The sequence below is a fragment of the Shewanella sp. SG41-4 genome (assembly GCF_014164505.1).
In the GTDB taxonomy this organism is placed as follows: Bacteria; Pseudomonadota; Gammaproteobacteria; order Enterobacterales; family Shewanellaceae; genus Shewanella.
The window spans coordinates 1-12,009 of sequence record NZ_JACJFI010000120.1; the positions used below are offsets into that span (position 1 = coordinate 1).

At 41.8% G+C, this 12,009-nt stretch carries 9 protein-coding genes and 1 pseudogene; 2 read left to right on the forward strand and 8 right to left on the reverse strand.

Translation table 11 applies throughout. The features are described from left to right. From H5202_RS12165 to dnaK, 4 genes are all read right to left on the reverse strand, one after another. A partial coding sequence (locus H5202_RS12165; RefSeq protein ID WP_182772309.1) for a M48 family metalloprotease occupies positions 1-402 on the reverse strand: 402 nt, incomplete at its 3' end. Between the two features lie 124 nt (positions 403-526). Further along, positions 527-1,759, reverse strand: a complete 1,233-nt coding sequence (locus tag H5202_RS12170; RefSeq protein WP_182772310.1) for a DEAD/DEAH box helicase — start codon at positions 1,757-1,759, stop codon at positions 527-529. 104 nt (positions 1,760-1,863) lie between these two features. Continuing rightward, positions 1,864-2,994, reverse strand: a complete 1,131-nt coding sequence (gene dnaJ / locus H5202_RS12175) for a molecular chaperone DnaJ (protein ID WP_011636444.1) — start codon at positions 2,992-2,994, stop codon at positions 1,864-1,866. A 111-nt stretch (positions 2,995-3,105) separates the two neighbouring features. Beyond that, positions 3,106-5,028 (reverse strand): molecular chaperone DnaK, encoded by a 1,923-nt coding sequence (gene dnaK / locus H5202_RS12180; RefSeq protein WP_182772311.1) that lies wholly within the window; start codon positions 5,026-5,028, stop codon positions 3,106-3,108. A 269-nt stretch (positions 5,029-5,297) separates the two neighbouring features. Here dnaK and H5202_RS24265 point away from each other — a divergent pair, with 269 nt between their 5' ends. Further along, positions 5,298-5,423, forward strand: a complete 126-nt coding sequence (locus H5202_RS24265) for a hypothetical protein (protein ID WP_259397301.1) — start codon at positions 5,298-5,300, stop codon at positions 5,421-5,423. A gap of 431 nt (positions 5,424-5,854) precedes the next feature. Beyond that, a complete protein-coding gene (locus H5202_RS12185; protein ID WP_182772312.1) occupies positions 5,855-6,154 on the forward strand; it encodes a hypothetical protein in 300 nt (99 codons plus the stop codon). A gap of 116 nt (positions 6,155-6,270) precedes the next feature. Here the strand turns inward: H5202_RS12185 and H5202_RS12190 are convergent, their stop codons facing one another. The 4 genes and pseudogenes from H5202_RS12190 to H5202_RS12205 form a co-directional block, all read right to left on the reverse strand. After that, the gene (locus tag H5202_RS12190) at positions 6,271-7,545 is read right to left on the reverse strand and encodes a glutamate-5-semialdehyde dehydrogenase (protein WP_182772313.1); all 1,275 of its coding nucleotides are present in this window, start codon (positions 7,543-7,545) and stop codon (positions 6,271-6,273) included. Between the two features lie 10 nt (positions 7,546-7,555). Next, on the reverse strand, positions 7,556-8,665 hold the full coding sequence (gene proB, locus H5202_RS12195) for a glutamate 5-kinase (RefSeq protein ID WP_182772314.1): 1,110 nt from the start codon (positions 8,663-8,665) through the stop codon (positions 7,556-7,558). Between the two features lie 298 nt (positions 8,666-8,963). After that, on the reverse strand, positions 8,964-10,253 hold the full coding sequence (locus H5202_RS12200) for an NCS2 family permease (protein WP_182772315.1): 1,290 nt from the start codon (positions 10,251-10,253) through the stop codon (positions 8,964-8,966). Between the two features lie 908 nt (positions 10,254-11,161). Next, positions 11,162-12,009: pseudogene (locus tag H5202_RS12205) on the reverse strand (leucyl aminopeptidase family protein); the annotation flags it as partial.

Consider the following 12,009-nt stretch of genomic DNA (forward strand, 5'->3'; position numbering starts at 1 on the left):
ACCATGTTGTGCTAATACATGTGCTACTTCATGTCCTATCACAGTAGCCAACTGATCTTGGTTTGTCGCCACATTGAGTAAACCGGTATACACACCTATATGACCACCAGGTAGCGCAAACGCATTGACTTGTTCTGATTCAAATAACACCACATCCCATTGTTGCGACTGGTCGGGCAATACTGCCGTGATTCGTTTGGAGACACAGTTAACATATTGAGTTTGCGCTTGGTTTTGGCTTATTTTTTCACTTTTCTTCATGGTCTCAAACGACTGAGCACCCATTTGCTGCATCTGCGTATCAGAAAACAACAAAGTTTGCCCTCGACCAGTAGGCGATTGACCATTAACACAACCAACTAATAAAGCAGAAACGAGTAGGGTTAGCGCAAGAGGTTTCATGTTGTCATCCTTTAAAATTTATTTAGCAAAAAAAAGTTAATCCATTATTAATGCATTTTATACCAATCTACTCGACCAATGCACCACTGGCGATGTTAAACATCAGCTAACATTCACGAGTTGATTAATGTGTTGATTTACGTTTAGCAAAATCACTAATACTGCGTTTATTTGCAGTACGGCGATTTGCTTGCTTATCGCGCGGCGCACGCTTGCTGTTTTCGCTAGTCGGTTTATCTGTTACCGCAAAACCAGCCAATTCAACTAATGGTAATGCCTGCCCGGTTAATTCCCGAATAGCCTCTAGGTTGAGTATTTCAGAGTGGCTAACTAATGATAACGCTAGGCTACTTAATCCCGCCCTTGCTGTTCGCCCAATTCGATGAACATATACTGCTGCTTGAGTAGGCAAATCAACATTGATTACCACTGGCAACGCGTCAACATGAATACCGCGAGCTAATACATCGGTTGCTACTAATACTGTAAGTTGCCCAGTTTTAAATTGCTCTAAGGTCTTACTTCGCAGCGCTTGTTCTTTATCACCATGAAGTGCTGCAGCATTAATACCCGCTTTTATTAGTTTTTTACACAATGCATCAGCATCATCTTTAGCATTTACAAACACCAATACTTGTGACCATTGATGTAAAGCAATTAAATGAATCAGCGCTTTGGCCTTACTGCCTTTATTGACGTGATATAAGGTTTGAGCAATATCTGTCACGGTACTGTTCAAAGCGTGCGCTTCGATACGTACACAAGATGTTGACTGTACTTTTTGAGCTAATACGCCCAAAGATTCGGGTAACGTCGCCGAAAACAATAACCGCTGGCCACTTGGCATTAATGTTATCAGCGCATTAATATCGGCGATAAATCCCATGTCCAGTAACCGGTCTGCTTCATCAAGAACCAAACTCTGTAGGTGTTGAAACTGAATAACACCTTGTTGAGCTAATGCTAATAAGCGACCCGGTGTAGCGACTATTAGATTAACAGGTTGAGCTAAGCGCTCAATTTGAAGTTCTATCGCCTCACCACCGCAAAGCAGCTCTACGCGAATATTAAGCGATTGCGCTAGTGGCGCTAGGTTTTGTGAAACCTGAGAAGCTAACTCTCTAGTCGGTACGATGATAACTGCCGACAAATTAGATGATGGAAGCTGACTAATGCGTTGCAATACAGGCAAACCGTAAGCATAAGTTTTACCACTGCCGGTTTGGGCTAATGCCAATACATCTTGCCCCACCAATATAGTAGGAATAGCCAGTTGTTGAATTCGACTAGGCTCATTCACTGTCGGTGGTAATGCGGCGAGTAAATTTGAATTAAGTGAGAACGCAGAAAATGACATGTGGAACGCCTAATGTTTATCAAAAAAACTGACGCTAAACGCCAATAAAAAAGGCTGCTTACCCAAAGTAAACAGCCTTTAACGAGGTCGCTAGAACGTCTCGATTAACTGTTTAAGTCCTGGAAAAACTTTTTAACGCCATCAAAGAAGCCTTCTGCTTTAGGGCTGTGCTTTTTTGATTCGCCAGTTAACGTGGCTTCAAACTCACGCAACAATTCTTTTTGTTTTTCATTCAAGTTAACCGGCGTTTCCATGACCACTTTACACAGTAAATCACCTACTGCATGGCTACGGACCGACTTAACCCCTTTACCGCGTAGACGGAACATACGTCCAGTTTGGGTTTCAGTTGGAATTTTAAGGCTAACTTTCCCGTCTAATGTTGGTACTTCAATCTCGCCACCTAATGCAGCTTTACTGAATGAAATAGGCACTTCACAGTAAAGGTTATTGGCATCACGAGTAAAGATGGCGTGTTCACGCACACTTACCTGAACGTATAAATCGCCTGGTGGGGCACCAAACTCGCCCGCTTCACCTTCGCCAGTAAGACGAATACGATCGCCAGTATCAACACCAGCAGGGATTTTAACCGACAAGGTTTTGCTTTTCTCAACACGGCCTTCGCCATGACACTTGCCGCAAGGATCTTTAATGATTTTACCGCGACCATGACATGTAGGACAGGCTTGCTGAACCGCAAAAAATCCTTGGCGCATTTGCACTTGGCCTTGGCCATGACACGTACCACATGTAGTTGCAGAGGTACCTTTTTTGGCGCCACTACCGTCACATAAATCACATGCGGCTAGAGTAGGAATTCGCAGCTCTTTAGTTAAGCCACGTACAGCTTCTTCTAAAGACAATTCAAGGTTGTATCGTAAGTCACTACCGCGCGCAGCTTGACGTTGACCACCACCACGGCGACCACCACCAAAAATATCACCGAAGACATCGCCAAAAATATCGCCAAAATCACCTTGGCCACCACCGTGTCCACCACGATTAGGGTCGACACCAGCATGACCAAATTGATCATAAGCCGCTTTTTTGTCGCTGTCGGTTAAAATTTCGTACGCTTCTTTAATTTCTTTAAAGCTAGCTTCTGCGGCTTTGTCACCCGGATTACGGTCTGGATGAAACTTCATCGCTAAGCGTTTGTACGCTTTTTTAATTTCGCGTTCACTGGTGTCACGTCCAACACCGAGAACTTCGTAATAATCACGCTTTGACATAGTGTTTTGTTTCTCGAAGGTGTGAGTAAATTGTTAAACTTAATTTAAACAAACGGGCGTTTGAGGATATCCCCAACGCCCGCTTTAACGGTAACTAGCTGAAATTACTAATTACTTTTTGTCGTCTTTAACTTCTTCGAACTCAGCATCAACAACATCATCAGCAGGTTTAGCTTGGCCAGCATCTTGCGCTTGACCTTGACCCTCTGCTTCACCTTGAGCTTTAGCTTGAGCAATTTCCATTAATTTAGCAGACGCTTCGATTAGACCTTGTGTGGCAGTATCAATGGCTTCTTTATCTTTGCCTTTGATGGCAGTTTCTAAAGTTGCGATAGCCGCTTCAATCTTTTCTTTTTCGTCGCTTGCTAGAGCATCGCCAGCTTCTTCAACTTGTTTTTTAGTTGAATGAGCTAAACCATCTGCTTGATTACGCGCTTTAACTAACTCTTCAAATTTCGCGTCTTCATCAGCATGAGCTTCTGCATCACGTACCATTTGTTCGACTTCTTCATCAGACAAACCTGAAGATGCTTTGATAGTAATGTTTTGTTTCTTGCCTGTTTTCTTGTCTGTTGCAGACACATGCAAGATACCATCAGCATCAATGTCGAACATCACTTCAACCTGTGGCTGACCACGTGGAGCTGGCTCAATACCTTCAAGGTTAAATTGACCTAATGACTTGTTCGCACTAGCTTGCTTACGCTCACCTTGAAGTACGTGAATAGTCACTGCACTTTGGTTATCGTCAGCTGTTGAGAATACTTGCTGAGCTTTAGTCGGGATAGTGGTGTTCTTCTCGATAAGCTTCGTCATCACACTGCCCATGGTTTCAATACCAAGAGATAGTGGTGTAACGTCTAGTAGAAGTACGTCTTTCACTTCACCAGAAAGTACGCCAGCTTGAATCGCCGCGCCAACTGCAACCGCTTCATCAGGGTTAACATCTTTACGTGGCTCTTTGCCGAAGAAGTTAGTTACCGCTTCTTGCACTTTAGGCATACGAGTCTGGCCACCAACAAGAATCACTTCATTGATGTCTGATATTGATAAATCAGCATCAGCTAGTGCAACTTTAAGCGGCTCTAAAGTACGTTGAATTAAGTCTTCAACTAATGACTCTAACTTAGCACGAGTAATTTTGACCACTAAATGTTTAGGACCTGATGCATCAGCAGTGATGTAAGGCAAGTTAACTTCAGTGTGGTTAGTGCTTGAAAGCTCGATTTTTGCTTTTTCAGCTGCTTCTTTCAAACGTTGCATAGCTAAAGGATCTCTACGAAGATCTAAGCCTTGGTCTTTTTTGAATTCATCAGCTAAATAGTTGATCATACGGTTATCAAAGTCTTCACCACCTAAGTGAGTATCACCATTGGTTGCTAGTACTTCAAATGTTTGGTCGCCATCGTTGCTGTCAATTTCGATGATAGAGATATCGAATGTACCACCACCTAAATCGTATACTGCAACAATGTTGTCGCCTTGCTTTTTATCAATACCATATGCAAGTGCTGCAGCAGTAGGCTCGTTGATAATACGCTTAACATCAAGACCTGCGATACGGCCAGCATCTTTCGTTGCTTGGCGTTGTGAATCGTTAAAGTAAGCAGGAACAGTAATAACCGCTTCTGTTACTTCTTCACCTAAAAAGTCTTCAGCGGTCTTTTTCATCTTTTTCAAGATTTCAGCTGAAACTTGTGGTGGAGCCATTTTATTACCGCGTGACTCAACCCATGCATCACCATTATCGGCTGCGATAATTTTGAATGGCATAATATTAACATCACGTTGAACTTCGTCATCTTTAAAACGACGACCGATTAAACGCTTAATGGCAAAGAATGTGTTTGTTGGGTTAGTTACAGCTTGACGCTTTGCTGGTTGACCGACAATAATTTCATCATCGGTATAAGCGATAATTGATGGGGTTGTGCGATCACCCTCTGCGTTTTCAATTACGCGTGCTTTGCCGCCATCAAGGACTGCTACACACGAGTTTGTTGTGCCTAAATCGATACCAATAATTTTGCCCATGGGGTCCTCCGAAATTGACGTTAGTCGTCACAAATATGTTATTTGATGTTGATATGGGGATGAACAGCAAGTATTTCAAGCATTTTGTTGCTTAACTTGAGATTCACAATTAACCACTCATATCAGCCTTGATACCTATATTGGGACAACAAAGTGAATTACAAGGGGATAAGTAAATATTTATCCTGTTTAATGGATTTTTTTATGCGAGCCATCCAAATCTCGCCAAGGTGTATTAATCATCAATAACAGCGACAACTAATGTAAGCATGATGATGAAAGCGAAATCGGTGAACTTAGCCGAAATCGTTCAACAACAAGGCGTAGAAGTGGCATTTCATTTACCAAAAAGCACCAATTTTGACGATGCGTTAGATTTTATTAGCACGATATAATCGCCGCCCGAACCAGTATTCAGCTCAATGAGCGAGAGATTCATGATTCTGCGAGTTTCAACCATCGATTAGTGAGCTGTATCTGTCAGCACTGGATAATTGAATAAAATGCTATCGGTTGGATTTACAATTTGGACTATTGCTTAGTTTTGTGTTTAGTTTTTTGTTTAGTTTTTTGTTTAGTTTTGCGCGTAGCATGATCGCTTGATCATTTTGATTACATCATCACAATTTTAATCGACATTGGCTTATAGCTAATATTAACCAGCTTGTCATTTCAGCGGTGTTAGTCGCATTTCCGATGTAACACTGCAAAAGAAAGCGTTAAATAACGCTAATCATTTGATAAAAAATTGAACTAGAGCTATAAAAGTATAAAGGATGTTTTAAAAACTACTCAAAATTCAGATGATTGTGGAGGGAGTAAGGCAATGGGACTGCCAAGATGGAATTTCAGCGATAATACCGAACGCAAGATACGCATTGTTACTTTAACAATTGTTATGGTGATACTAGTTTATGAAAAGTTTTATGGTGTGAGTACCACGCAATATCCAGCAATGTATTTGTGTGTATTTTCACTTATCGCCACTTTTATGACCAATGCAGTACAGCGTCGATATTTCACTTATGTAATGGAATACGCGCAAGTATTTAGGATTGTGGCAATATTAATGACGGTTGCTTTTTTTGCGATTTGGTTATTAGCCAATTATGAACGCTTTGCTTAACCAGTAACGCCCTGTCATCTTTTTTAATTTATAACGCTCTGTTATTACCGCCACTCAGCACACATAATAAAGGGCGCTTATTTGCGCCCTTCTTGTCATAAATACAACAAAATGCATTATTGCCTACAGGTGTAATCTCCCCAAGCTAACCACTTATATGTGGTCAGTGCATCTAACGCCATTGGGCCACGGGCATGTAGCTTTTGCGTGCTCACAGCGACTTCAGCGCCAAGACCAAACTGTGAACCATCAGTAAAACGAGTACTGGCATTCACATACACAGCGGCGGAATCTACTTGATTCATAAAATCACTCGCTGTGTGAATGTTATCCGTTAAAATGGCTTCTGAATGCCCTGTAGAATAATGACGAATATGCTCTACTGCTTCGTCAATATTGTTAACCACTTTGATCCCTAACGTGAGTGATAACCACTCTGTTGAATACGATTCATCATGTGCCGGTGTGACATCAAAACCTAAACCATCAAGATAAGGTAAGGTAATTGCACAAGCATGGAAACGAACCCCAAGCGAGTGTAAATGCGATGCTATGTTGGGAATAAACTCGGCGGCAACCTGTTGATGTATTAATAATGTATCTAAGGCATTACACACCGTTGGGCGTTGAACTTTAGCGTTGGCAATGACATCGATTGCGCGTATTAAATCGGCTTGTTTATCGACAAATAAATGACAAATGCCTATCCCGCCTAAAATGACTGGAATGCTTGATTGCTCAGCACACAATCGCTGCAGGTTTTGACCACCACGAGGGATAATCATATCGACATATTTGTCGAGTCTTAACAAGCCGCTGACAAGGTTACGATCAGGTGAATCAATCAGCTGCACGGCATCTTTTGGTAAATCTAAGCTCACCAGTGCATCACGGATGATTTCACTTAGCACTTTATTAGAGGTTAAGGTTTCTTTACCACCACGTAAAATTACTGCATTGCCCGTCTTTAACGCTAACACAGCAATATCAACGGTGACATTTGGCCGAGCCTCATAAATAACCCCCACCACACCTAATGGAACACTGCGCCGAGTTAAGCGTAAGCCGTTATCTAACACCCGACTTTCCGCTTCATTGCCAACAGGATCTGCTAGCGCGATGACATTATCAATATCAGCAATAATTCCGCCGAGCCGTGCTTCGTCCAGCATCAATCTATCTATCATGGCCTCGGTTAAACCACTTTGTTTCGCGGCACTGATATCTTGTGCATTTGCTTGTAAAATATCATCTTTTTTCAGCGCTAAGTGATCGGCGATCGTTACTAATAACAGATTTTTTTGTTTCGCCGTTAAACTCGCTAAAATAAAACTCGCAGCCTTAGCTCGTTGACCTAATTGAGTTAAATATTCTGTATCAGTGGCTGACATCTGCTTATCCTTAATTATCAAGTATGACCATATCATTGCGATGAACCACGGCATCGCCGTAGTTATAGCCCAGTAAACTTTCTATATCATCAGAATGTTTACCGCTAATTTTGGTTAAATCATTGGCGCAATATCGGCTAATGCCTTTAGCCAAAATCTTACCGGTTTGATTCACAATCAGTAAGGTCGCACCGCGTTCAAAATTGCCTTCAACATCGACAATGCCTTTAGATAATAGGCTACGACCATTAGCAACAACGGCAACAGATGCTCCAGCATCTACAACTAATTTACCTTGTGAAGCAGGACCCGCAAGGATCCACTGCTTGCGACTTTCTAATGGATTTTCGATTGCGCTAAAATGAGTACCGACAGACTCCCTCGCCGCCACTTTGGCAATAACATCGGGATGATGACCGGAAGCAATGACAACTTCTATGCCCGCACGTCGAGCCACATCCGCGGCTTCGAGTTTGGTGGCCATTCCGCCCGTTCCAAGTCCAGAAACAGAACCCCCTGCTAGCAAACGCAAACTGTCGTCAATATTGACAACTTGTTTAATCAACTGTGCGTCGGGATGGGTACGTGGATCGGCATCAAATAAGCCTTTTTGGTCGGTCAATAAAATAAGTAAATCAGCATCGCAAAGTAAGGCTGCGCGGGCAGATAAATTATCATTATCACCCACTTTAATTTCATTGGTTGCCACTGCATCATTTTCATTAATGATAGGGATAATATTATGAGCTAATAATGCATTTAGGGTGTCGCGAGCATTAAGGTAACGTTCACGATCTTGCAAATCTGCACGAGTTAACAGTAACTGGCCAACATGTAACCCGTAAATACTGAACAATTGTGACCAAGCCAAAATTAACTGACTTTGACCTACAGCAGCAAGTAACTGTTTATTTGCCATAGTGTCGGGCAACACTGGATATTGTAAATGCTCTCGCCCAGCAGCTATCGCGCCCGATGTACACAATACGACTTCTACGCCTGAACGCATAAGCGAGGCCATTTGCCTGGCTAATTCAACCATATGTGCTTTATCAAGCTTTTTACTGCCCGATGTCAGCACACTGGTGCCTAACTTAACTACTACGCGGCGATAACCCATTTGTCTTACTCAGCTTACAAAAAATATCTAGTTCATTTTTATACCCAATTCACTCGATAATTCATAGTGAAAGCCGCTAATACTGGAATATTTATCTAGATTAATCGTTGATCGAGATAATAAATGGTTATTAAATCACTCTTTACACCACTTACAACGTCGTATTGAGTGGCATTAAGTGGCATTAAGTGGCAATAGGCTAGCTATTGACGCATTGGTTGAAAAACAAAAAAGGGCTAATAGCCCTTTCGTATTGGCTAAGCCAATTTATTATTCTGCTGTGCTCATGGACAGTTAATTAACTGTAAATAAACTTGGCAATAAACAATCCAGCCACCACTAAAATGCCTGAATTTAAATCTTTAAAACGCCCAGTCATCAATTTGATAGCCGCATAAGAAATAAACCCAAGACCAATCGCATTGGCAATAGAGAAAGTTAACGGCATTAATAAGCAAGTTACTACAACTGGTGCTGCTTCGGTGAGGTCTTCCCAATCAACATTCACCAAGCCAGACATCATTAATATAGCAACATAAAACAACGTTCCTGCAGTCGCATAGGCTGGAACCATACCGGCTAATGGTGACACAAATAACGCCGCTAAAAACAGTAACCCAACAACAACTGCCGTTAAACCAGTGCGACCGCCAGCACTCACCCCTGCAATACTTTCAATATAACTAGTGGTCGTTGATGTACCTAATGCAGCACCAGTAATAGTGGCGACACTGTCTGCTGTTAAGGCACGTTTTACTCGAGGTAAACGGCCTTTTTCATCAAGCAGTCCGCCACGTTGAGCAACAGCAACTAAGGTACCTGATGTGTCAAATAAATCGACAAACAAGAAAGCAAAAACTACCGATAACATGCTCACTTCTAATACACTAGACAAGTCCATCTTCATAAATGTCGGCGCGATAGACGGTGGCATTGAAATTAAGCCTTGGTACTGTACATCACCAAATAGCAGCCCAAGAACGGTCACGATTAGAATACTGAAAATAACCGCAGCCTTTAGACCACGATGAACCATGGCAATAATTAAGAAAAAACCTAACGCAGCCATCAACGCTGGAAATGAGGTGATATCCCCCATAGTCACTAATGTTGCAGGGCTAGCCACAACAATACCGGCATTTTTCAAGCCAATTAAGGCTAAAAACAATCCGATACCAGCCGCTATGCCAAAACGTAACGACATTGGAATACTGTTTACTATCCACTCACGTATTTTGACTAATGATAAAATTAAGAAACACACCCCAGACATAAATACCGCACCAAGTGCCGTTTCCCAGCTATAACCCATTTCCCCAACAACGGTATAAGTGAAGAAGGCATTCAACCCCATACCCGGAGCCAAAGCAATGGGGTAATTAGCTAATAACCCCATCACTAAACAACCTATGGCAGCCGCTAAACATGTGGCAACAAATACCGCACCATGATCCATCCCAGCATCAGCAAGCATCATAGGGTTAACAAAAATGATGTAGGCCATCGTTAAAAAAGTAGTCAGACCGGCCATAGCCTCTTGCTTAAGACTCGTGTTGTTATGTTTAAGTTTAAATAGTTTTTCTAACATGGAACGGGGTTCCTTGGGCAAAGGTTAACATTGGATTAAGGGTTAAATTGCTACAGATGAGGGCGCGGTAAGCTTTGTGCTACTGACAGTACTCGCTGAGTCGACATCTTTTACAGAGGGCTTGCTTTATTGCGGGATTATAAATACTTACGACCTTGATAGCTATTAATAGCCTTTTTGTTGAAAGATTTCAGTTTTTTATATAGCGCACTAACCAATTAGCTACTAACCAATTAGCGACCAACCAATTAGCTTAAATCTAACCAAAGCTAGCTGAATTAAAGACAAAAAAAAGCCTACTCAATAGAGTAGGCAGACATGTTACAAGCATCCCTATGGGGAAAGGAAAACTAGCACCACTTAACGTGATGTGGCGATAAATTAACTAATTTATCACTCTGTCTAAAACGTCAAACGAGACGAACAAAAGGTTGATGGATAATAAAACTACGTAAAGAGGGTCAATTCTTAACGTTTCATGGCGAATATACCGCCACGTAAAACTGTTACGTCGGCAAACCAAGTGTTCTGCCAATAAAATTTGCTGTTACCTGTATAAGACATAGTCGTGCTCCTGATTAAAGTAAAGTTGTATAAACCTAGTAAAGCTTGGCTCGGTTCCCTGGAACGTACATTTCTCAAATCCATTGAGACAACTTGTCACTCAGATCCTTGGAGGTTATATCCATCCTGGATTAACTAGAGTCGACAAACACATTGCTTGCTGACGAAATGAATTATACAAAACTGTAATTTAATTACAAGTATTATTTGCTTTAATTCACAAAAACTTCATTAAAAGTGATTTAGTTACACATAGTTCGTATTAAAACTATGTATAACTATTGTTAACAATATGTGATAATTAAATATAACCTATAAATAACAATAAGATAGAGATAAAGCCTTTACGACTTTACAAAATGTAATAAAGCAACCAAAGGGCTTGCCGTTGGTTTTCCATACAGTGGATCTCCCTCAACAGCACTGCCTGCAATATCGATATGGGTAAATGCCAGTTCTGTTTGTGCTAATCCAGAGGCTTTTATCAAGAAAGCGGCAGGATATTGATGCCCACGAGCCGTAATGGAAGACGGACCATTATTCGATGACACTACATCTGCAGCGCCGTTTTTATCAGCAACTTTATCAAAATCTTCTGGACGTAATCGTGAAACCTCGAATGGTTCCCCCCATAACTGACCCACTTCAGCTAATGTTGCTGCAATGCCTTGCTTTTTAGCGGCACTATTTTCAACTAATGCAGGGTAACCACCGTAAGCTCGTACAACATGACCGGTTAACGTGGCCACCGAAAACAATTGTGGGTTCACTGCAGTTTGAGCCTGTAAACGCAAATGCGATAATAAGTCAGCCAACACTAAGCGACCTTCTGCATCAGTATTACCAATGCGGACTCGCACACCTGCGTGACTGGCAATAATTTCATCAGTGACAAATGCATCACTGCCAATACTGTTTCTCACTAATCCAAGCTCAGCGACGACTTTAATACCTTTAGGTTTCAGTATCGATAGCGCTTTCATTAAACCGGCAACAGCTGCCGCGCCACCTTTATCCCGACTCATTCCGGCCATTGACCCTGCAACTTTAATGTCTGCGCCGCCTGTATCGTAAACCACGCCTTTACCAGCAAAGAATAAGGTTTTTGTAATAAGTCCTTCACCCACATACTCAAGCTTTACTACTCGCGGATGATGACGTGCTACATCAAATGAACTTCTACCTACTGCAC

Bases quoted from the DNA above. Each gene is read 5' to 3' on its own strand.
- H5202_RS12170 (WP_182772310.1), bottom strand. From the start codon at position 1,759: ATGTCATTTTCTGCGTTCTCACTTAATTCAAATTTACTCGCCGCATTA.
- dnaJ (WP_011636444.1), bottom strand. From the start codon at position 2,994: ATGTCAAAGCGTGATTATTACGAAGTTCTCGGTGTTGGACGTGACACC.
- dnaK (WP_182772311.1), bottom strand. From the start codon at position 5,028: ATGGGCAAAATTATTGGTATCGATTTAGGCACAACAAACTCGTGTGTA.
- H5202_RS24265 (WP_259397301.1), top strand. From the start codon at position 5,298: ATGATGATGAAAGCGAAATCGGTGAACTTAGCCGAAATCGTTCAACAA.
- H5202_RS12185 (WP_182772312.1), top strand. From the start codon at position 5,855: ATGGGACTGCCAAGATGGAATTTCAGCGATAATACCGAACGCAAGATA.
- H5202_RS12190 (WP_182772313.1), bottom strand. From the start codon at position 7,545: ATGTCAGCCACTGATACAGAATATTTAACTCAATTAGGTCAACGAGCT.
- proB (WP_182772314.1), bottom strand. From the start codon at position 8,665: ATGGGTTATCGCCGCGTAGTAGTTAAGTTAGGCACCAGTGTGCTGACA.
- H5202_RS12200 (WP_182772315.1), bottom strand. From the start codon at position 10,253: ATGTTAGAAAAACTATTTAAACTTAAACATAACAACACGAGTCTTAAG.